The sequence below is a fragment of the Streptomyces sp. AC555_RSS877 genome, from assembly GCF_019049245.1.
GTDB lineage: Bacteria > Actinomycetota > Actinomycetes > Streptomycetales > Streptomycetaceae > Streptomyces.
Genome location: NZ_JAGMUK010000030.1, coordinates 246,315 through 268,031, shown reverse-complemented (window position 1 = coordinate 268,031; position 21,717 = coordinate 246,315). Strand labels below are relative to the sequence as shown.

Genomic DNA, 21,717 nt, shown 5'->3' with positions numbered 1-21,717 from the left:
CGGCCCCGTGCGTCGGCCGCCTGTCACGCCCCGTACACGGCCCTCGGAACCTCCGCATCCGCCAGCAGCTTCCGCGTCGCGTCCCCCGCCTCCGCCGGCGACCACCGCGCCCCCCCGTCGGTGCTCGGGCCCGGTCGCCAGCCCTCCATGACGGTGATCCGGCCGCCCTCGGCCTCGAAGACCCGCCCGGTGACGCCCGCGCTCGCGCTCGAGCCGAGCCACACCACCAGCGGCGACACGTTCTCGGGGGCCATCGCGTCGAAGCCGTCCGTGGGCGCGGCCATCGTCCGCGCGAAGGTCTCCTCGGTCATCCGGGTCCGGGCGGCCGGGGCGATCGCGTTGACCTGCACGCCGTAGCGCCCCAGCTCCGCCGCCGCGACCAGCGTCAGCCCGACGATCCCGGCCTTCGCGGCGCTGTAGTTCCCCTGCCCGACCGAACCCGACAGGCCCGCCCCGCTACTGGTGTTGACGACCCGTGCCGCCGGCGTCCGCCCCGCCTTCGCCTCCGCGCGCCAGTGCGCCGCCGCGTGCCTGAGCGGCAGGAAGTGGCCCTTCAGATGGACGCGGACGACCGCGTCCCAGTCGTCCTCGTCGAGGTTGACCAGCATGCGGTCGCGCAGGAAACCGGCGTTGTTGACGAGGGTGTCGAGGCGGCCGTACGTCTCCAGGGCGGTGCGTACGAGCGACGCGGCGCCCTCGGTCGTGGCGATGTCGCCGCCGTGGGCCACCGCGTCGCCGCCGGCCGCCCGGATCTCGTCGGCGACCCGTCGGGCCGGGCTGTCGGGGCCCGGTGTGCCGTCCAGGCCGACGCCGAGGTCGTTGACGACGACCCGGGCGCCCTCGGCGGCGTACGCGAGGGCGTGCGCGCGGCCGAGCCCGCGGCCTGCCCCTGTGACGATCACGACGCGTCCCTCGCACAGCGGCGGTGCACTCATCTCAGGTCTCCTTGTCGGCGGTCGAGGCATCGAGGAAAGCGGGCCGCTCCCCGCCACCGTGGACGAGCAGCGAGGCCCCGCTGATGTACGCGGCGGCGTCCGAGGCGAGGAAGACCGTGGCGGCGCCGACGTCGGACGGCTCGGCCAGCCGCCCGAGGGGGACCGTGCGGGCGACCGCGGCGATGCCGTTGGGGCCGCCGTAGTGGAGGTGGGACAGCTCGGTGCGGACCATGCCGACGACGAGGGTGTTGACGCGGACCTCCGGCGCCCATTCGGCGGCCATCGAGCGGGCCAGGTGTTCCAGGCCGGCCTTGGCCGCTCCGTACGCCGCCGTACCGGGTGAGGGTCGGCTGCCGCTGACACTGCCGATCATCACGATCGAGCCCTGGGCCCGCTTGAGGTGGTCGTACGCGGCGAGGGACACGGTCAGCGGTGCGAGGAGATTCAACTCCAGGACGCGGAGGTGCCGTTCGGCCTCGGCCCGCGCGAGCGGACGGTACGGGGCGCCGCCCGCGTTGTTGACCAGGACGTCCAGGCGGGGCAGCTCGGCGAAGAACCGCCGTACGCACTCACTGTCCCGTACGTCCAGCGGCACGAACTCGGTCTTCGGCAGCGGGACTTCTGGCGGCCGGCGCGCACAGACCACGACCTTTGCACCCGCCTCCACCAAGGCCCTCGCGATCCCGGCGCCGACGCCGCGGGTACCGCCGGTGACGACCGCGACCTTCCCGTTCAGCTCCATTCACCGCTACCCTCCACCTAACAAACGTTTGGTGGAAAGGTAGCTGATGCGCCCATGGGTGTCTCCACCTCGTCCCCGGAAAAGGGGCCCGGAGAAGACGGCATCGCCGTCGTCACGGTCGACTTCCCGCCGGTGAACGCCCTGCCGGTGCACGGCTGGTTCGCGCTGGCCGACGCCGTGCGCGCGGCCGGCCGGGACACCGGGGTCCGGTGTGTGGTGCTGGCCGCCGAGGGGCGGGGGTTCAACGCGGGCGTGGACATCAAGGAGATTCAGGCGCGGGGGCAGCAGGCGCTGGTCGGCGCGAACCGCGGCTGCTTCGATGCCTTCGCGGCGGTGTACGAGTGCGAGGTGCCCGTCGTCGCGGCCGTGCAGGGCTTCTGTCTGGGCGGCGGGATCGGCCTGGTGGGCAACGCGGACGCGATCGTGGCGAGCGAGGACGCGGCCTTCGGCCTGCCCGAGCTGGACCGCGGTGCGCTCGGCGCGGCCACCCATCTGTCCCGCCTGGTCCCGCAGCACCTGATGCGCGCCCTGTACTACACCTCGCGCACCGCGACCGCGGCCGAGCTGCACGCGCACGGCTCGGTGTGGCGGGTCGTCCCGCGCGCGGAACTGCGCGAAGCCGCCCTCGGCCTGGCCCGCGAGATCGCCGCCAAGGACGGCCGGCTCATCCGGCTGGCCAAGGCCGCCATCAACGGCATCGACCCCGTCGACGTACACCGCAGCTACCGCTTCGAGCAGGGCTTCACCTTCGAAGCCAACCTCGACGGGGTCGCCGACCGGGTCCGCGACTCCTTCGGCAAGGAGGCCACCCAGTGAGTGACAAGACCATGTCGGCCCAGGAGGCCGTCGGCCGCCTGGAGAGCGGGATGACGCTCGGCATCGGCGGCTGGGGCTCGCGCCGCAAGCCGATGGCACTGGTACGAGCCCTGCTCCGCACCCGGATCAGCGACCTCACCGTCGTCTCGTACGGCGGCCCGGACGTCGGCCTGCTCGCCGCCGTCGGCCGGATCCGCAAGCTCGTCACCGCCTTCGTGACCCTCGACTCGATCCCCCTGGAACCGCACTACCGGGCGGCACGCGAGCGTGGCGGCTTCGAACTGATGGAGGTCGACGAGGCGATGTTCATGTGGGGGCTGCACGCGGCCGCCAACCGCCTGCCGTTCCTGCCGGTGCGGGCGGGCATCGGCTCGGACGTGATGCGGGCCGGCCCCGGTCTGCGGACGGTCACGTCGCCGTACGAGGACTCCGAGACGTTCGTGGCGATGCCCGCGCTGCGCCTGGACGCGGCCTTCGTGCACATGAACCGCGCGGACCGGCTGGGCAACGGCCAGTACCTCGGCCCGGACCCGTACTTCGACGACCTGTTCTGCGAGGCGGCCGACACCGCGTACCTGTCCTGCGAGCGGATCGTGGACACGGCCGAGCTGACCAAGGAGGCCGCCCCGCAGACCCTGCTGATCAAACGCCACACGGTCACGGGGGTCGTCGAGGCGCCGAACGGCGCCCACTTCACGTCCTGCGCCCCCGACTACGGCCGGGACGAGGCGTTCCAGAAGCGGTACGCCGGCACGCCGTGGGCGGAGTTCTCGGCGCGGTTCCTCGACGGGGACGAGCAGGCCTACCAGAGGGCGGTCAGGGAAGTCAGGGAGGGGACATGAGCGCCGTCAGCCGCGCCGAGTACTGCGTGATCGCCTGCGCCGAGGCCTGGCGGGACGCGGGCGAGATCCTGGCGAGCCCCATGGGTGTGATCCCGTCCGTCGGCGCCCGCCTGGCCCGCCGCACCTTCGCACCGGACCTGCTGCTGACCGACGGCGAGGCCCTGCTCGTCGGCCCGGACGGCACCGTCGAGGGCTGGCTGCCCTACCGCCAGCACCTCACTCTGGTCACCGGCGGCCGGCGCCACGTGATGATGGGCGCGAGCCAGATCGACCGGTACGGCAACCAGAACATCTCCTGCATCGGCGACTGGGCGAGGCCGAAGCGGCAGCTGCTCGGTGTGCGGGGAGCACCGGTGAACACCCTGAACAACCCGACCAGTTACTGGATCCCCCGGCACTCCCGGCGGGTCTTCGTCGGGCGCGTCGACATGGTGTGCGGGGTGGGGTACGACCGTGCCGCCGAGCATCCGGAAACGGCCCGCTTCCACCGCATCCCCCGGGTCGTCTCCGACCTCGGCGTCTTCGACTTCGCCACCCCCGACCACTCGATGCGGCTGGCCTCGCTGCACCCGGGCGTCACCGTGGACCAGGTCAGGGAGGCCACCGGCTTCGAACTGACCGTGCCGGACGAGGTGCCGTACACCCGTGAACCGACGCCCCACGAGCTGGAGCTGATCCGCGAGGTGATCGATCCGGAGAGCGCCCGCACCCGTGAGGTGCCGGACCGGGAGGCCGGCTGATGGAGACCGCGCTCACCCGGCTGGTCGGCGTCCGGCATCCGCTCGTGCAGACCGGCATGGGCTGGGTGTCGGGCCCCCGTCTGGTCTCCGCGTCGGCCGACGCGGGCGCGCTCGGCATCCTGGCCTCCGCGACGATGACCCTCGACCGGCTGCGGGACGCCGTACGGGAGGTCAAGTCCCGTACGGACCAGCCGTTCGGGGTGAATCTGCGCGCGGACGCGCAGGACGCGGGCGACCGGGTGCGGATCCTCATCGACGAGGGCGTGCGGGTCGCCTCCTTCGCCCTCGCGCCCTCGCCCGAGCTGATCGCCGAGCTCAAGGCGGCGGGCGTCGTGGTCATCCCCTCCGTGGGCGCCCGGCGGCATGCCGAGAAGGTCGCCGCATGGGGCGCGGACGCGGTGATCGTGCAGGGCGGGGAGGGCGGCGGGCACACCGGCGAGGTGGCGACGACCGTGCTGTTGCCGCAGGTGGTGGACGCCGTGCGGATACCGGTCGTGGCGGCGGGCGGCTTCCACGACGGGCGGGGCCTGGTCGCGGCGCTGGCCTACGGCGCGGCGGGCGTCGCCATGGGCACGCGGTTCCTGCTCACCTCGGACTCGACGGTGCCGGACGCGGTGAAGGCCCGGTATCTGGCGGCGACGGTCCGGGACGTGGCGGTGACCCGGGCGGTCGACGGCCTTCCGCACCGCATGCTCCGCACGGAACTGGTCGAGGCCCTGGAGCACGCCGGCCGCACGAGGGCCCTGCTCCAGGCCGTGCGAAGAGCGGCGGGCTTCCGCGAGCTGTCGGGGCTTACCTGGCGGCAGCTGGTCCGCGACGGGCTCGCGATGAAACACGGCAAGGACCTGACGTGGAGCCAGGTCCTGCTCGCCGCCAACACGCCGATGCTGCTGAGGGCGGCGATGGTGGACGGCCGTACGGATCTCGGGGTCATGGCCGCGGGGCAGGTCGCCGGGGTGATCGACGACCTGCCGTCGTGCGCGGAGCTGGTGGAGCGGATCATGAAGGAGGCGGAGGAGGTGCGAGAGCGGCTGAGCGCGTCCCCGTGAGCGTCACGGCCGCTCGGTGGGCGTCACGCAGGCCCCGACCGCCGCCCTCGCCGCTCGCCTCATGAAGGAGGCGGAGGAGGTGCGAGAGCGGCTGAGCGCGTCCCCGTGAGCGTCACGGCCGCTCGGTGGGCGTCACGCAGGCCCCGACCGCCGCCCTCGCCGCTCGCCTCATAGCCGCTCGATGATCGTGACATTCGCCTGGCCGCCGCCCTCGCACATCGTCTGCAGGCCGAACCGGCCGCCTGTGCGCTCCAGTTCGTGCAGCAGGGTCGTCATGAGCTTGACGCCCGTCGCGCCCAGCGGATGGCCGAGGGCGATCGCGCCGCCGTTGACGTTGACCCTGTCGGGGTCGGCGCCGGTCTCCTTCAGCCAGGCCAGGACGACCGGGGCGAAGGCCTCGTTGATCTCGACGAGGTCGATGTCGTCGAGGGACAGGCCGGTCTTCTTCAGGGCGTGCGCGGTGGCCGGTATGGGCGCGGTCAGCATCCGGATGGGGTCCTCGCCGCGCACGGAGAGATGGTGCACGCGTGCGCGGGGACGCAGCCCGTGCTCGTGCACCGCCCGCTCCGACGCGAGCAGCATGGCGGCCGCCCCGTCGGAGACCTGCGAGGAGCAGGCCGCGGTGACCGTGCCGCCGTCGATGACGGGCTTCAGCGCGGCCATCTTCTCCAGGGAGGTGTCCCGGCGCGGGCCCTCGTCGACGGCGGTCTGGGCGTACGCCACGATCTCCCGCTCGAAGCGCCCCTCGTCGATGGCCCGCAGGGCCCGCCGGTGCGACCGCAGCGCGAACTCCTCCTGGTCCTGCCTGCTGATCCCCCACTTGGCGGCGATCATCTCGGCGCCGGCGAACTGGTTCACCGCCCGGTCCCCGTACCGTGCCCGCCACCCCTCGCTGCCCGCGAAGGGGCCCTCGGTGAAGCCCAGGGGCTCGGCGGCCTGCCGGGTCGCGAAGGCGATCGGGATCTGCGACATGTTCTGCACACCGCCGGCGACGACCAGGTCCTGCGTGCCGGACAGGACGGCCTGCGCGGCGAAGTGCACGGCCTGCTGGGAGGAGCCGCACTGCCGGTCCACCGTGACGCCCGGCACCTCCTCGGGCAGGCCGGCGGCCAGCCAGCAGGTCCGTGCGATGTCCCCGGCCTGCGGTCCCACGGCGTCGAGGCAGCCGAAGACGACGTCCTCGACGGCGGCCGGGTCGACCCCGGCCCGCGCGACCAGCTCCTTGAGCACGTGCGCGCCGAGGTCGGCCGGGTGGACCGCGCTCAGTCCTCCCCCGCGCCGCCCGACGGGCGTACGGACCGCTTCGACGATGTAGGCCTCGGCCATGGCAACTCCCTCACAGATGGGGGCTATTCGCGTACGGCGATCCCGTCCAGCACCATCGACAGGTACTGCCGGGCGATCTCCTCCGGGCTGTGCTGTCCGCCGGGCCGGTACCAGGACGCGGCGACCCACACCGTGTCGCGCACGAACCGGTAGGTGAGCCGGACGTCGAGGTCGGCCCGGAACACCTCGGCGGCGACCCCGCGTTCCAGCGTGGACAGCCACGCCTTCTCGAACCTGCGCTGCGACTCGGCGAGGAACGCGAACCGCTCCTGCGCGACGAGTTGCCTGCTCTCCTTCTGGTAGATCGCGACGGCGGCGCGGTGCCGGTCGATCTCCCGGAACGACTCGGTGACCAGAGCTTCGAGGGTCTCGCGCGGCCCGAGCTCACCGCCGAGGACGGTGTCGTAGCCGTCCCACAGCTCGTCGAGGAAGGTCCGCAGGATCTCCTCCAGCATCGATTCCTTGGAGTCGAAGTGGTAGTAGAGGCTGCCCGCGAGCATGCCCGCGTGGTCCGCGATCTTGCGGACGGTGGTGGCGTTGTAGCCCTGCTCGGCGAAGACCTCGGCGGCGGTGCCGAGGAGTTCGCGACGGCGGTCGCGAGCGGAGGCGGCCGCGGGCGGCTCTGTGGCGGTCACCTGGGGGCTTTTCTTCGTAGGAGGCACGGATCCATTCTCGTCCTAGGCGTGCTGGCTGCTGACGGAGACGACCTCGCCCGTCAGGTACGAGGAGTAGCCCGACGCCAGGAACACGATGACGTTGGCCACCTCCCACGGCTCGGCGTACCGCCCGAAGGCCTCGCGCGAGGTCAGCTCCTCCAGCAGTTCCGCCGAGGTCACCTTCACCAGATGCGGATGCATGGCAAGGCTCGGCGACACGGCGTTGACCCGCACCCCGTACTCGGCCGCCTCCATCGCCGCGCACCGGGTCAGCGCCATCACGCCCGCCTTCGCGGCGGCGTAGTGCGCCTGCCCGGCCTGGGCGCGCCAGCCGACGACGGAGGCGTTGTTGACGATCACGCCGCCGGTGCCTCTCATCAGGCGAAGGGCTGCCCTCATGCACCGGAACGTGCCGTTCAACGTCACGTCCAGCACGGTCGACCACTGCTCGTCGGTCATGTCGACGAGATGCGAAGTGCCGCCGAGACCCGCGTTGTTGACGACGACGTCCAGCCGTCCGTGTTCCCGCACGGCGGCGTCGAACAGGGCCCGCACCTGTGCCTCGTCGGTGACATCACACGGGAGGGCCGCCACCGCCCCGGGGAAGTCCCGGCTCAGCTCGGCCTCGTGCTCCTTCAGTCGCCGCGCGTGCGCGTCGCTGATCAGCACGCGCGCTCCCTCCTCCAGGAAGCGGCGCGCGGTGGCCCCGCCGATCCCCGCGCCGGCTGCCGCGGTGATGACGGCCGCGCGCCCGCCGAGCAGCCCGTGCCCGGGAACGTACGCGGGAGCCTCGACGTTCGTCATGACAGCACGCTAACCTACCAAACACTTGTTAGGGAAGGAGGGTGACCGTGGACCTGGCCCACTCCCCCGCCGACGAGGCGTTCCGCGCCGAGGCCCGGGCCTGGCTGCACGCGCACGTGCCGTCCGATCCCCTCCCCTCCCTGGAGACCGAGGAGGGCTTCGCGGCGCACCGCGCGTGGGAGGCCGAACTCGCCGCCGACCGCTGGTCGGTGGCGAACTGGCCGACGGCGTACGGCGGCCGGGACGCGGGCCTGATCCGGTGGCTGCTCTTCGAGGAGGAGTACTACGCGGCGGGCGCACCGGGAAGGGTCGGCCAGAACGGCGTCAACCTCCTCGCCCCGACCCTCTTCGACCACGGCACCGAGGAGCAACGCGCGCGCGTGCTCCCGCCCATGGCCTCGGGCGAGGTGGTCTGGGCGCAGGCATGGTCGGAGCCGGAGGCGGGGTCGGACCTGGCGTCCCTGCGCTCGAGGGCGGTCCGTACGGACGGCGGCTGGCTGCTGAGCGGGCAGAAGACCTGGTCCTCGCGTGCGGCCTTCGCGGACCGCGCGTTCGGCCTGTTCCGCAGCGAGCCCGACACCCCCAGGCCCCACCAGGGCCTCACCTACCTGATGTTCGACCTGCGCGCCCCGGGAGTCACGGTCCGCCCGATCGGGCGCCTGGACGGAAAGCCGGCCTTCGCGGAGCTCTTCCTGGACGAGGTGTTCGTGCCCGACGGGGACGTGATCGGCGAGCCCGGGCAGGGCTGGCGGGTCGCCATGTCGACAGCCGGCAACGAACGCGGGCTGACCCTGCGCTCCCCAGGCCGCTTCCTCGCGAGCGCCGCCCGGCTCTGCGAGCTCTGGCAGGCACAGGGCCGCCCGCCGGACGCCGGCCATCGCGTGGCCGACGCCCTCATCGGTGCCCGCGCCTACCAGCTCTTCACCTACGCCGCCGCCTCCCGGTTTCTCGACGGCGAGTCGATCGGCCCCGAGTCCAGCCTGAACAAGGTCTTCTGGTCCGAGTACGACATCGCCCTGCACGAGACGGCCCTCGATCTCCTCGGTCCGGAGGGCGAGCCGGCCGACACCGACTGGTCCGAGGGCTACGTCTTCTCCCTCGCCGGCCCCATCTACGCGGGCACCAACGAGATCCAGCGCGACATCATCGCCGAACGCCTGCTGGGCCTGCCGAAAGGACGCCGCTGATGCGCTTCCTGCTGGACAGCGACCAGCGCGCGTTCGCCGACGCGCTGGACGCGATGCTGACAGCCGCGGACACCCCTTCGGTGGTACGGGACCGGAGCCGGGGCGAGCACATGAGCGGCCGTGCGCTGTGGCGCCGCATCGCGGAGGCGGGCGTGTTCGCGCTGGCGGTACCGGAGGTGTACGACGGGCTGGGCCCCCGTCCCGTGGAACTCGCCGTCGCCTTCGTGGAGTTGGGGCGGCACGCGGTGCCGGGCCCCTTGGTGGAGACGGTGGCGGCAGCCGCGCTCCTCACCGCCCTGGACGACACGGGTCCGGCCAAGCGCCTGCTGCCCGCCCTGGCCTCGGGCGAGTCGACGGCGACCCTGGCCGTGGGGCCGTACGCGCTGGACGCAGACATGGCCGACGTTCGGCTGGCGGTGTCGGGGGCGGGCGAGCTGCGCCTGGCCCCTGCGCCCGGTGCCCCGCGGCCCTCCCTCGACCCCGCCCGTCGGCTCTTTCCCGCACCGCCCGGAGGAGAACTCCTCGCCACCGGCCCGCAGGTCACCACGGCGACCGCCCTGGCTCTCATCTGGGCCCGCCTCGCCACCGCCGCCCAGGCCCTCGGCGTCGGCCTCGCCCTCCTCGACAGGACCGTCGCGTACGTCAGGCAGCGCGTCCAGTTCGGTGTCCCCGTCGGCTCGTTCCAGGCCGTCAAGCACCAGCTGGCGGACGCGAAGACCGGTCTTGAGTTCGCGCGCCCGCTGCTCTTCGGCGCCGCCCTGACGATGACCGAGCAGGACGTCGCCGCAGCCAAGGTCACGGCCTGCGAGGCGGCGTACACCACCGCTCGCACGGCCCTCCAACTGCACGGCGCGATCGGCTACACGGCGGAGTACGACCTGTCTCTCTGGCTCACCAAGGCCCGTGCGCTGCGCACCGCCTGGGGCAGCCCCGACGAGTGCCGGGCAACCGTGCTCCTCAGTGGTGGTGATCGCCGCTCGTGAGCTCCCGGTACTCCTCGACCGTGGGTTTCGCGATCCGCTTGTCGGGCCCGAACATCGCCCTGGCCAGCCGCGCCCGCATCCGCTGGGAGGCCTTGACCCGCCGCCGTACACCGCCCGCGTCGACGAGCGGCCCGATCTCGTACGGCGGCTCCTGCTCGTGCTGGGTGAGCGTGTACAGCTGTGCCTGCGAGAGGGGTTCGTGGACCTCGACGAACTCGCCGTGCGGGAGCCGTTTGACGGTGCCGGACTCCCTGCCGTGCAGCACCTTGTCCCGGTCGCGGCGCTGGAGTCCGAGACAGATCCGTTTCGTCACCATGAAGGCGAGGACCGGCACCACGAAGACGGCGACGCGCACGAACCAGGTGATCGCGTTGATGGACAGATGCAGATGGGTGGCCACGATGTCGTTGCCGCCGCCGATCAGCAGCACCGCGTACAGACTCAGCCAGGCGACGCCGAGACCGGTGCGCACGGGTGCGTTGCGCGGCCGGTCCAGGATGTGGTGCTCGCGTTTGTCGCCGGTGATCCACGCCTCGATGAACGGATACACGCCGATGGCGATCATGATCAGCGGGAAGAGGGAGAAGGGGATGAAGACGCCCAGCTCCAGGGTGTGACCCCAGAAGTTGATCTCCCATCCCGGCATCACCCGGATCAGCCCCTCGGAGAAGCCCAGGTACCAGTCGGGCTGGGCGCCGGTGGTCACCAGGTCCGGGCGGTACGGCCCGAAAGCCCATACGGGGTTGATCTGCGCGAGGCCGCCCAGGATCGCCAGCATGCCGAAGACCAGGAAGAAGAAGCCGCCCGCCTTCGCCATGTAGACCGGCAGGAAGGGCATGCCGACGACGGACTTGTTGTCGCGGCCGGGCCCCGGGTACTGCGTGTGCTTGTGGTAGAAGACCAGGATCAGATGGGCGACCACCAGGCCGAGCATGATCCCGGGCAGCAGCAGGATGTGGACCGGGTACAGCCGCGCGATGAAGTCCTCCCCGGGGAACTCCCCGCCGAAGAGGAAGAACGCCAGGTACGTTCCCACGACCGGCACGGACAGGATCGCACCGTGTGCGAAGCGCAGCCCGGTGCCGGACAGCAGGTCGTCGGGGAGCGAGTAGCCGGTCAGGCCGGTGAGGATGCCGAGGAACAGCAGGGTCCAGCCGAACACCCAGTTGAGCTCGCGGGGCTTGCGGAAGGCGCCGGTGAAGAACACCCGCATCATGTGCACCATCATGCCGGTGACGAAGACCAGCGCGGCCCAGTGGTGGATCTGCCGGATGAGCAGCCCGCCGCGCACGTCGAAGCTGATGTCGAGCGTGGACTCGTAGGCCCGGGTCATCAGGACGCCGTTGAGCGGTTCGTAGGAGCCGTTGTAGACGACCTCGCTGGTACTCGGATCGAAGAACAGGGTGAGGTAGACACCGGTGAGGATCAGGACGAGGAAGCTGTAGAGGCAGACCTCGCCCAGCATGAACGACCAGTGGTCCGGAAAGACCTTGCGCATGTTGGCCTTGGCCAGCGCGTAGAGCCCGAGCCGCCCGTCCGCCCAGTCGGCGAGCTTCTCGCCCTTGGCGGGGGGCTCCCTGCGGGAGCGGGCAAAGCCCCTCGTCTCGTCCACCGGTGGTACGCCGTCCATACGTCGTCGCCTCCCCGTCGGATCCCATCCAGATTGACACGACGGTCATCCCTGGGCCAACGGTGCGAGCGGACGAGTGAGCGGGGAACGTCACCCGCACATGCGGCGGCGCCTGCCCATGTCCGGTCGGGGACTGGGGCAGGCGCCGTCTCGTGTTCCGTACGCCGTTGTACGGGACGTTCTTTCGCTGTGGCGTCAGACCATCAGCGAGCGGTCCGTCGGACGGATCGGGGCGTGCAGCTCACTGGTACCGGTCAGGAACCGGTCCACGCCACGCGCGGCGGAGCGGCCCTCCGCGATCGCCCAGACGATGAGCGACTGTCCGCGGCCGGCGTCACCGGCGACGTACACGCCCGGCACGTTGGTCTGGAAGTCGGCGTCGCGGGCGATGTTGCCGCGCTCGTCGAGCTCCAGGCCGAACTGCTCGACCAGGCCGTTCTCGCGGTCGGTGCCGGTGAAGCCCATGGCGAGGGTGACCAGCTGGGCGGGGATCTTGCGCTCCGTGCCCGGCTTAGGAGTCAGCTTGCCCTCGATGAACTCGACCTCGCTGAGGTGCAGCCACTGGACGTTGCCGTCCTCGTCGCCCTCGAAGTGGGTGGTGGAGACGGAGTAGACCCGCTCGCCGCCCTCCTCGTGCGCGGAGGTGACCTTGTAGAGCATCGGGAAGGTCGGCCACGGCTGGGAGACCGGGTTCCGGTCCTCGTTCGGGCGGGGCATGATCTCCAGCTGCGTGACGGAGGCCGCGCCCTGACGGTGGGCGGTGCCCACGCAGTCGGCACCGGTGTCGCCGCCGCCGATCACGACGACGTGCTTGCCCTCGGCCGAGATCGGGGGCGCCACGAAGTCGCCCTCCTGCACCTTGTTGGCCAGGGGCAGGTACTCCATGGCCTGGTGGATGCCCTTGAGCTCGCGGCCGGGGACCGGAAGGTCACGCGCGGTCGTGGCACCGGCGGCGATGACGATCGCGTCGTACCGCTTCTTCAGGTCGGTCGCCTTGAGGTCGCGGCCGATCTCGATGCCGGTACGGAAGCGGGTGCCCTCCGCGCGCATCTGCTCGATACGGCGATTGATGTGCCGCTTCTCCATCTTGAACTCGGGGATGCCGTACCGGAGGAGGCCTCCGATGCGGTCCGCGCGCTCGTAGACGGCGACGGTGTGGCCGGCCCGGGTCAGCTGCTGGGCGGCGGCCAGGCCCGCCGGGCCCGAGCCGATGACCGCGACGGTCTTGCCCGACAGGCGCTCGGGCGCCTGTGGGGCGACGTCACCGGTCTCCCACGCCTTGTCGATGATCGAGACCTCGACGTTCTTGATGGTCACCGGCGGCTGGTTGATGCCGAGCACACACGCCGACTCGCAGGGAGCGGGGCACAGGCGACCCGTGAACTCCGGGAAGTTGTTCGTGGCGTGCAGGCGCTCGGAGGCGTTCGCCCAGTCCTCGCGGTAGGCGTAGTCGTTCCACTCCGGGATCAGGTTCCCCAGCGGACAGCCGTTGTGACAGAACGGGATGCCGCAGTCCATGCACCGGCTGGCCTGCTTGCTGATGATCGGCAGCAGGGAGCCGGGAACGTAGACCTCGTTCCAGTCCTTCAGACGTACGTCGACGGGGCGGGACCTGGCGACCTCGCGCCCGTGGTTCAGAAAGCCCTTCGGGTCAGCCATTGATCGCCGCCTCCATCATCTTCTCGGTGATCTCGGTCTCGGTGAGACCCGCTCGCTCGGCGGCGTCCTTGGCGGCGAGCACTGCCTTGTACGTGCTGGGGATGATCTTGCTGAAGCGCTCCACGGAGACGTCCCAGTTGGCGAGCAGCTTCTCGGCGACCGTCGAGGCGGTCTCCTCGGCGTGGCGGCGCACCACGTCGTGCAGCCACTTCTTGTCGGTGTCGTCCAGCGCCTCGATCGCGTCCACGTTGCCGACGTTGACGTTGTCGCGGTTCAGGTCGATGACGTACGCGACACCGCCGGACATGCCGGCCGCGAAGTTGCGGCCCGTCTCGCCCAGCACCACCGCGTGACCGCCGGTCATGTACTCGCAGCCGTGGTCGCCCACGCCCTCGGAGACCACGGTCGCGCCGGAGTTGCGGACGCAGAACCGCTCGCCGGTGCGGCCGCGCAGGAACAGCTCGCCGCCGGTCGCGCCGTACGCGATGGTGTTGCCCGCGATCGTCGAGAACTCGGCGAGGTGGTCGGCGCCCCGGTCGGGACGGACGATCACCCGGCCGCCGGACAGGCCCTTGCCCACGTAGTCGTTGGCGTCGCCCTCCAGGCGCAGCGTGACGCCGCGCGGCAGGAAGGCGCCGAAGGACTGGCCGGCGGAGCCCGTGAAGGTGATGTCGATGGTGTCGTCGGGCAGGCCCGCGCCACCGAACTTCTTCGTCACCTCGTGGCCGAGCATGGTGCCGACCGTGCGGTTGATGTTGCGGATCGCGACCTGGGCGCGCACCGGCTGGGCGTCGGTCGCGGAGTCCGCGGCCAGGGCGTCGCCGGCGAGCCTGATCAGCTCGTTGTCGAGCGCCTTCTCCAGGCCGTGGTCCTGCTGGATGACCTGGTGCAGCGGGGCACCCTCGGGCAGCTCGGGCACGTAGAAGAGCGGGGACAGGTCCAGGCCCTGGGCCTTCCAGTGGTCGACCGCGCGGGTCACGTCGAGGGTCTCGGCGTGGCCGACGGCCTCCTCGATGGAGCGGAAGCCCAGCTCGGCGAGGATTTCACGGACCTCCTCGGCGATGAACTGGAAGAAGTTCACCACGTACTCGGCCTTGCCGGTGAACCGGTCGCGCAGGACCGGGTTCTGGGTGGCGATGCCGACCGGGCAGGTGTCCAGGTGGCAGACGCGCATCATGACGCAGCCGGAGACGACGAGCGGCGCGGTCGCGAAACCGAACTCCTCGGCGCCGAGCAGCGCGGCGATGACGACGTCACGGCCGGTCTTGAGCTGGCCGTCGGTCTGCACGACGATGCGGTCGCGCAGGCCGTTGAGCAGCAGTGTCTGCTGGGTCTCGGCGAGACCGAGCTCCCAGGGACCGCCCGCGTGCTTCAGCGAGGTGAGGGGCGAGGCGCCGGTACCGCCGTCGTGGCCGGAGATGAGCACCACGTCCGCGTGCGCCTTGGACACACCGGCCGCGACCGTGCCGACGCCGACCTCGGAGACCAGCTTCACGTGAATCCGCGCCTGCGGGTTCGCGTTCTTCAGGTCGTGGATCAGCTGGGCCAGGTCCTCGATCGAGTAGATGTCGTGGTGCGGCGGCGGGGAGATCAGACCGACACCCGGGGTGGAGTGACGGGTCTTGGCGACCCACGGGTAGACCTTGTGGCCGGGCAGCTGGCCGCCCTCGCCGGGCTTGGCGCCCTGGGCCATCTTGATCTGGATGTCGTCCGCGTTGACCAGGTACTCGGAGGTCACGCCGAAGCGGCCGGAGGCGACCTGCTTGATCGACGAGCGGCGGGCCGGGTCGTACAGACGGTCCGCGTCCTCGCCGCCCTCACCGGTGTTGGACTTGCCGCCCAGCTGGTTCATGGCGATGGCGAGCGTCTCGTGGGCTTCCTTGGAGATGGAGCCGTACGACATGGCGCCCGTCGAGAAGCGCTTGACGATCTCGCTGACCGGTTCGACCTCGTCGATGGAGATCGGCTGCCGGCCGGAGGTGAAGCCGAACAGGCCGCGCAGCGTCATCAGGCGCTCGGACTGCTCGTTCACGCGCTCGGTGTACTTCTTGAAGATGTCGTACCGGCCGCTGCGCGTGGAGTGCTGGAGGCGGAAGACGGTCTCCGGGTCGAACAGGTGCGGCTCGCCCTCGCGGCGCCACTGGTACTCGCCGCCTATCTCCAGGGCGCGGTGGGCCGGCGCGATGCCGCTGGCCGGGTACGCCTTGGCGTGGCGGGCGGCGACCTCCTTGGCGATGACGTCGATGCCGACGCCGCCGATCTTGGTGGCCGTGCCGCTGAAGTACTTGGTGACGAACTCGGCGTCCAGGCCGACCGCTTCGAAGACCTGGGCGCCGCGGTAGGACGCGACGGTCGAGATGCCCATCTTGGACATGACCTTCAGGACGCCCTTGCCGAGGGCGTAGATCAGGTTGCGGATGGCCTGCTCGGCCTCGATGTCCGACAGGAAGGTGCCAGCGCGGACCAGGTCCTCGACGGACTCCATGGCCAGGTACGGGTTCACGGCCGCGGCGCCGAAGCCGATCAGCAGGGCGACGTGGTGGACCTCGCGGACGTCACCGGCCTCGACCAGCAGACCCACCTGGGTGCGCTGCTTGGTGCGGATGAGGTGGTGGTGGACGGCCGCGGTGAGCAGCAGCGACGGGATCGGCGCGTGCTCGGCGTCGGAGTGACGGTCCGACAGGACGATGAGGCGGGCGCCGTTGTCGATGGCGGCGTCGGTCTCGGCGCAGATGTCGTCCAGGCGTGCGGCGAGGGCTTCGCCGCCGCCGGAGACCCGGTACAGGCCGGACAGGGTCGCGGCCTTCATGCCGGGCATGTCGCCGTCGGCGTTGATGTGGATGAGCTTGGCGAGCTCGTCGTTGTCGATGACCGGGAAGGGCAGCAGGACGCTGCGACAGGACGCGGCGGTCGGCTCCAGCAGGTTGCCCTGCGGGCCGAGCGACGAGCGCAGGCTCGTGACCAGTTCTTCCCGGATGGCGTCCAGCGGCGGGTTGGTGACCTGCGCGAACAGCTGGGTGAAGTAGTCGAAGAGCAGTCGCGGACGCTCGCTCAGCGCGGCGATCGGCGAGTCGGTGCCCATCGAACCGATCGGCTCGGCACCGGCCTTGGCCATCGGCGCGAGGATGACGCGCAGCTCCTCCTCGGTGTAGCCGAAGGTCTGCTGACGACGGGTGACCGAGGCGTGCGTGTGCACGATGTGCTCGCGCTCGGGCAGGTCGGACAGCTCGATCTCGCCGGCTTCCAGCCACTCCGCGTACGGCTTCTCGGCGGCGAGCTCGGCCTTGATCTCGTCGTCCTCGATGATGCGGTGCTCGACGGTGTCGACGAGGAACATCCGGCCGGGCTGCAGACGGCCCTTGCGGACGACCCTGGCCGGGTCGATGTCGAGGACGCCGACCTCGGAGCCGAGGACGACGAGGCCGTCGTCGGTGACCCAGTAGCGGCCGGGGCGCAGACCGTTGCGGTCGAGGACCGCGCCGACCTGCTTGCCGTCGGTGAAGGTGACGCAGGCCGGCCCGTCCCAGGGCTCCATCATCGTGGCGTGGAACTGGTAGAAGGCCCGCCGGGCCGGGTCCATGGAGTCGTGGTTCTCCCACGCCTCCGGGATCATCATCAGCACGGAGTGCGGCAGTGAACGGCCGCCCAGGTGCAGGAGTTCCAGGACCTCGTCGAAGGACGCGGAGTCGGAGGCGTCCGGCGTGCAGATCGGGAAGACCCGGTCGATCGTGTCCTGGCCTCCGAACAGGTCGGAGACGATCTGGGACTCGCGGGCGGCCATCCAGTTGCGGTTGCCCTTGACGGTGTTGATCTCACCGTTGTGCGCGACGAAGCGGTACGGGTGCGCGAGCGGCCAGCTCGGGAACGTGTTCGTCGAGAAGCGCGAGTGGACCAGCGCGATGGCCGACGCGAAGCGGCGGTCGGACAGGTCCGGGAAGAAGGGCTCCAGCTGGCCGGTGGTCAGCATGCCCTTGTAGACGATCGTCCGCGCGGACAGCGACGGGAAGTACACGTCGACCTCGCGCTCGGCGCGCTTGCGCAGCACGAACGCCTTGCGGTCGAGGGTGATGTCCGTCGAGGAACCGTCCGCGACGAAGATCTGCCGGAAGGCGGGCATCGTGGAACGGGCGGTGGCGCCGAGCAGTTCGGGGGCGACCGGCACGTCGCGCCAGCCGAGGACCGTCAGGCCCTCCTCCGCGGCGATCGTCTCAATGCGTGAGACGGCGTCTTCGGCGCCGTTCTCCGGCAGGAAGGCGATACCGACCGCGTACGCACCGGCCGCGGGCAGCTCGAATGCGGCCACCTCGCGGAAGAAGGCGTCCGGCACCTGGGACAGGATGCCCGCCCCGTCACCCGAGTCGGGCTCGGAGCCGGTGGCACCGCGGTGTTCCAGGTTGCGCAGGACAGTCAGCGCCTGCTCGACCAGCGCGTGGCTCGCCTCGCCGGTGAGGGTGGCCACAAAGCCGACGCCACAGGCGTCGTGCTCGTTGCGGGGGTCGTACATACCCTGCGCAGCAGGGCGAGCATCCATGAACGACCGGTTCTGGCCATTCGTGGAGTGCTGGGACGGCTGGCGCGGCGTACGCATCGGCTCTCCCGTCGTCGTCATGTGGCATATGCAGATTGCCGAGGGACGACGTTGGCCCTCTGCGTGAGTGCAAAATTTCGTGCAGGTTACATGATGGAGCGGTTCTCGGGAACCGGATACTCCGTTCCAACATGCGGACGCCGCAGGGTCGCGGCGGGGGTACCGCGCTCGGCGGCGCAAGGTATAGGGGGATCGAAGCGGACAGATCGATGTCCGTCGACCCGAGGGGGCGGAGAGAGCGTCGTCGCCCACCCCGCGGGTGCGCCGCGGGCCTCATTGCCCACAGCGCTTACGGCTCATGCCCGGTGGTTAAGCATTCGAAACCAGCGAGTAACGGCTAGTTATGCGGCCCATCGCATAAGTTGCAGCCGACCTATCCTACGACCGTTCCGAACAAGCTGCCCAGGGCGTACGTCACACCGGCCGCGGCACCCCCCAGAGCGAGCTGCCGCAGCCCGCTGAACCACCAGGTCCGTGCCGTCACCTTGGCCACGACCGCGCCACACGCGAAGAGCCCGAAGAGCGCGAGCAGCACGGCGGGCCACAGGTCGCCGGCACCGAGCAGATACGGCAGTACGGGAAGCAGGGCGCCCAGCGCGAACGCCCCGAACGAGGACACGGCGGCGACCAGCGGCGACGGCAGGTCACCGGGGTCGATGCCCAGTTCCTCGCGGGCGTGTATCTCCAGCGCCTGCTCGGGGTCGCGGGACAGCTGCCGGGCCACCTCCCGGGCCAGCTCCGGCTCGACCCCCCGCCCTTCGTACAGGGCCGCGAGTTCGGCCTCTTCGTCCTTCGGGTGCTTCCTCAGCTCCCCGCGCTCCACGTCCAGCTCGGCCTCGACGAGCTCGCGCTGCGAGGCGACCGAGGTGTACTCGCCGGCGGCCATGGAAAAGGCGCCGGCGGCGAGCCCCGCGAGCCCGGTGATGACAATGGTCTGCTGACCCACCGAACCGCCCGCGACACCGGTCATCAGGGCGAGGTTGGAGACCAGGCCGTCCATCGCACCGAAGACGGCGGGCCTGAGCCAGCCACCGTTCACATCCCGGTGCGTGTGGTTGTCGCGGTGCGCCTCGTGCAGTGGCGCCTCGGTCTCGATGATGGCCATACGGTCCCCCAGGGAGCTTGTTCGGACTTCTTGTTCGGCTTCTTGTTCGACTGCTCGTGCCTGTTTGGACTTCTTCTAGTTTTCGACAACAAAGAGACTACGCCCCTGAATTCCGGTCCGCCAGCAAGGAAAGGCTCGGCTAACCTGCGGTTTTACCTTCGGACGCTCATTCGATCGAGAGGGTGCACAAATGTCGACCGGGTGATGCTGAGGCCCCGGAGGCTCTGGCGAACCGCTCCGGTGGGACACATCCGCAAAGGGCTCCGCCCCCTGCGGGAAGCCCTCGGAGGAGAGGCCGCGTATGGCATCGATCGCCTGCATTCCCCCGGTCCCGGCGCCCGGCAACGCCGCCGCACTCCGTGAGCGGGCCCGCGGCGCCCTGCTCGGCCTGGCCGTGGGAGACGCCCTCGGCGCCCCGGCGGAGAACATGAAGCCCTCCGAGATCCGCGCCCGCTGGGGCCGTGTCACCGGCTACGTCGCGGACAACCCGTCCGGCACGGACGACACCGAGTACGCGATCTTCTCCGGCCTCCTGCTGGCCCGGCACGGCTCGGCCCTCACCCCGGCCCACGTCGAGGCGGCCTGGCACGAATGGATCGCGGACCGCGACGAAGGCCCCTTCCGGGGCGCGGGCTTCAGCGAACGCGGCACGCTGGAGAACCTGCGCCGCGGCCTCGCGGCCCCCATCTCCGCCCAGCACCGCCACGCCTGGAGCGACGGCCTGGCCATGCGCGCGGCCCCCTTCGGCGTCTTCGCCTCCGGCCGCCCCGCCGAGGCGGCCCGCCTGGTGGCGATCGACGGCTCGGTGAGCCACGAGGGCGAGGGCATCTACGGCGGTCAGGCGGTGGCGGCGGGTGTCGCGGCGGCGATGGCGGGAGCACCGACGATCGCCGTGGTCGCCTCGGCCCTGGCGGTCGTGCCCGACGACTCGTGGACGGCCCGCTCGCTGCGCCGCGCCGTGGCGGTGGCCCACCGCGGCGAACGCGCGGTCCGCTCGGCGGTCGTCGTCGGCGGCTACCCCTGGACCGACCTGGCCCCCGAGGCGGTCGCCCTCGCCTTCGGCGCCTACGCGGCCGCCGACGGCGACTTCGTCCAGGCGGTACTCACCGCCGTCAACATGGGCCGCGACGCCGACACCACCGCGGCGGTGGCGGGCGCCCTGGCCGGCGCCACCCACGGCGCCTCGGCGATCCCGGCCGACTGGGCCGCGGCGATCGGCCCGGCACGCGGCAGCTGCCTGCCGTCCATGGCGGGCCACCACGTCCTGGACGTGGCGGAGCTGCTGACGCCGGGCGAGGACGGGAGATGGGGCGCGGGGGGCTTCGTACCGAACGAGATCCCGGTCGAGAGCGTGAACGAGATCCTGAACAAGACGGAGGCCCTCTCATGACCCCGCTGCTCGCACCCGCGGCCGCCGAAGGCGAGGAACCCCCACAAGGGCCACCCGCACCCGCCGAGGAAAGCCGCACGGGTGGTGCGGGTGGGAACACAAAGGCCGAAGGCGAAGCCGAGGCCCCGCCAACCCACCACCGCACCCCACGCCGAATCGAAGGCCTCCTGCTCGGCCTAGCCGCAGGCGACGCCGCCGGCTGGCCCGCCGCCCGCCACCGCGCCGCCCGCATGCCCGACTGGACCCGCCGTCTGACCCGCGAACTCGACACCTTCGCCGAACAGAACGCGACGACGACCCTCCCCGTCCCCATCGCCCTGAACCAACCCCCCGAACCCCTGCGGCTCGGCCCCTCCGACGACGCCGAGTGGGCGGTCTTCGTGGCGGAAGCAGTCCTGCGCGCGGGCGACGACACCCTCCTTCCCGACCTCAGCCGAGAACGCCGCACCCGCGCCGCCATCGACCTCACCTGGAGCGCCCTGGCCGGCGAGGTCGCCGCGGCGGCCGACCGCGCCCCCGAGATCGAGTCCGCGGTGATCCCCCTGCGCGCCCGCATCTCCGTCCGCGCCGGCCTCGGCAACCTCGCCACCGGCCTGCGCCCGCCCGCCACCGGCCACGACAACCCGCACTACTTCGACGACGCCGCCTGCGTACGGGCCTGCGTCCTGGCCGTCGCCCACCCCGGCGACCCCCGACTCGCGGCGGAACTCGCCGAGTTCGACGCCCGCTACACCCAGGACGGCGACGGCGTGCACGGCGCCCGCGCGATGGCCGCGGCACTCGCCCTCGCCCTGGCGGGAGCCGACGTACGGGCCTGCGTCACCGCCGCCCTCGCGGAACTGCCCGAGTCCACCGAGATCGGCCGCAACGCCCGCCACGCCCTCAAGCTCGCCCAGGACACCGAGAGCGCCTTCGCCCTCGTCCCTCTCCTGGAACACCAGATCGTCGACCACGTCTACAGCTACGGCATCGCCGCCGCCGAGACGGTCCCGGTCGCCCTGGCCCTGGCCTGCGCCGCGAAGGGCCGGATCGCGGAGGCGGTACCGGCAGCGGCCTGCCTGTCCCGGGTCGCCGACTCGGCCCCTGCCCTCGCGGGCGCCCTCACCGGCGCCCTGGGCGGCGGCAGGTCGATCCCCGCTTCCTGGCGCGACAGCTGCCGTACCCTCTCCGGCTGCGTACTCCCCCGCCTCACCGGCACGGACCTGGTGGAACTCGCCGAACTCCTGGAAGCCGCACAACCGGCCCCGCCAGGGGGATGATTCGGG

17 protein-coding genes are annotated in these 21,717 nt (G+C 71.4%); 8 read left to right on the top strand and 9 right to left on the bottom strand.

Annotated elements, in window-relative coordinates:
• Window positions 1–23: 23 nt before the first annotated feature.
• Together KUM49_RS14920 and KUM49_RS14915 are read right to left on the bottom strand one after the other, a co-directional pair.
• A complete protein-coding gene (locus tag KUM49_RS14920; protein WP_217237306.1) occupies window positions 24–935 on the bottom strand; it encodes an SDR family oxidoreductase in 912 nt (303 codons plus the stop codon).
• Between the two features lies 1 nt (window position 936).
• Window positions 937–1,677: an SDR family oxidoreductase gene (locus KUM49_RS14915; RefSeq protein WP_217237305.1), complete on the bottom strand. Its 741-nt coding sequence runs from the start codon at window positions 1,675–1,677 to the stop codon at window positions 937–939.
• Window positions 1,678–1,731: 54 nt separating this feature from the next.
• Between KUM49_RS14915 and KUM49_RS14910 the strand changes: the two genes are divergently transcribed.
• Genes KUM49_RS14910 through KUM49_RS14895 form a run of 4 tightly spaced genes read left to right on the top strand, consistent with a single transcriptional unit; the run spans window position 1,732 to window position 5,124 of the window.
• Window positions 1,732–2,493, top strand: a complete 762-nt coding sequence (locus KUM49_RS14910) for an enoyl-CoA hydratase family protein (protein WP_217237304.1) — start codon at window positions 1,732–1,734, stop codon at window positions 2,491–2,493.
• Window positions 2,490–3,335, top strand: a complete 846-nt coding sequence (locus KUM49_RS14905; protein WP_217237303.1) for a CoA transferase subunit A — start codon at window positions 2,490–2,492, stop codon at window positions 3,333–3,335. The genes KUM49_RS14910 and KUM49_RS14905 overlap by 4 nt, the downstream gene beginning before the upstream one ends.
• Window positions 3,332–4,075, top strand: coding sequence for a CoA-transferase subunit beta (locus KUM49_RS14900; protein WP_217237302.1), 744 nt, complete (start codon window positions 3,332–3,334; stop codon window positions 4,073–4,075). Before KUM49_RS14905 ends, KUM49_RS14900 begins: the two co-directional genes overlap by 4 nt.
• The gene (locus KUM49_RS14895) at window positions 4,075–5,124 is read left to right on the top strand and encodes a nitronate monooxygenase family protein (RefSeq protein ID WP_217237301.1); all 1,050 of its coding nucleotides are present in this window, start codon (window positions 4,075–4,077) and stop codon (window positions 5,122–5,124) included. Before KUM49_RS14900 ends, KUM49_RS14895 begins: the two co-directional genes overlap by 1 nt.
• Before the next feature lie 168 nt (window positions 5,125–5,292).
• Here the strand turns inward: KUM49_RS14895 and KUM49_RS14890 are convergent, their stop codons facing one another.
• From KUM49_RS14890 to KUM49_RS14880, 3 genes are read right to left on the bottom strand one after another with little or no spacing between them, the layout of a single operon-like run.
• Complete coding sequence (locus KUM49_RS14890) at window positions 5,293–6,450, bottom strand: acetyl-CoA C-acetyltransferase (protein WP_217237300.1); 1,158 nt, start codon at window positions 6,448–6,450, stop codon at window positions 5,293–5,295.
• A gap of 23 nt (window positions 6,451–6,473) precedes the next feature.
• The gene (locus KUM49_RS14885) at window positions 6,474–7,112 is read right to left on the bottom strand and encodes a TetR/AcrR family transcriptional regulator (RefSeq protein WP_374200153.1); all 639 of its coding nucleotides are present in this window, start codon (window positions 7,110–7,112) and stop codon (window positions 6,474–6,476) included.
• 15 nt (window positions 7,113–7,127) lie between these two features.
• On the bottom strand, window positions 7,128–7,910 hold the full coding sequence (locus KUM49_RS14880; protein WP_217237298.1) for an SDR family oxidoreductase: 783 nt from the start codon (window positions 7,908–7,910) through the stop codon (window positions 7,128–7,130).
• A 47-nt stretch (window positions 7,911–7,957) separates the two neighbouring features.
• On the opposite strand from KUM49_RS14880, the gene KUM49_RS14875 reads away from it, so the two are divergent.
• Window positions 7,958–9,097: an acyl-CoA dehydrogenase family protein gene (locus tag KUM49_RS14875; protein WP_217237297.1), complete on the top strand. Its 1,140-nt coding sequence runs from the start codon at window positions 7,958–7,960 to the stop codon at window positions 9,095–9,097.
• The gene (locus KUM49_RS14870; protein WP_217237296.1) at window positions 9,097–10,080 is read left to right on the top strand and encodes an acyl-CoA dehydrogenase family protein; all 984 of its coding nucleotides are present in this window, start codon (window positions 9,097–9,099) and stop codon (window positions 10,078–10,080) included. Before KUM49_RS14875 ends, KUM49_RS14870 begins: the two co-directional genes overlap by 1 nt.
• On the opposite strand, the gene KUM49_RS14865 is transcribed toward KUM49_RS14870, so the two are convergent.
• From KUM49_RS14865 to KUM49_RS14850, 4 genes are all read right to left on the bottom strand, one after another.
• Window positions 10,055–11,710, bottom strand: a complete 1,656-nt coding sequence (locus tag KUM49_RS14865) for a ubiquinol-cytochrome c reductase cytochrome b subunit (protein ID WP_217237295.1) — start codon at window positions 11,708–11,710, stop codon at window positions 10,055–10,057. The genes KUM49_RS14870 and KUM49_RS14865 overlap by 26 nt on opposite strands.
• Window positions 11,711–11,905: 195 nt before the next feature.
• On the bottom strand, window positions 11,906–13,369 hold the full coding sequence (locus KUM49_RS14860; protein WP_217237294.1) for a glutamate synthase subunit beta: 1,464 nt from the start codon (window positions 13,367–13,369) through the stop codon (window positions 11,906–11,908).
• Window positions 13,362–17,957 carry a glutamate synthase large subunit gene (gltB, locus tag KUM49_RS14855; RefSeq protein WP_217237323.1) on the bottom strand — a complete coding sequence of 1,532 codons (4,596 nt, stop codon included), beginning with the start codon at window positions 17,955–17,957 and terminating at the stop codon, window positions 13,362–13,364. Before gltB ends, KUM49_RS14860 begins: the two co-directional genes overlap by 8 nt.
• A 373-nt stretch (window positions 17,958–18,330) precedes the next feature.
• A complete protein-coding gene (locus tag KUM49_RS14850) occupies window positions 18,331–19,062 on the bottom strand; it encodes a VIT1/CCC1 transporter family protein (protein ID WP_217237293.1) in 732 nt (243 codons plus the stop codon).
• A 301-nt stretch (window positions 19,063–19,363) separates the two neighbouring features.
• On the opposite strand from KUM49_RS14850, the gene KUM49_RS14845 reads away from it, so the two are divergent.
• A complete protein-coding gene (locus KUM49_RS14845) occupies window positions 19,364–20,452 on the top strand; it encodes an ADP-ribosylglycohydrolase family protein (protein ID WP_217237292.1) in 1,089 nt (362 codons plus the stop codon).
• A complete protein-coding gene (locus KUM49_RS14840; RefSeq protein WP_217237291.1) occupies window positions 20,449–21,711 on the top strand; it encodes an ADP-ribosylglycohydrolase family protein in 1,263 nt (420 codons plus the stop codon). Before KUM49_RS14845 ends, KUM49_RS14840 begins: the two co-directional genes overlap by 4 nt.
• Window positions 21,712–21,717: the final 6 nt, after the last annotated feature.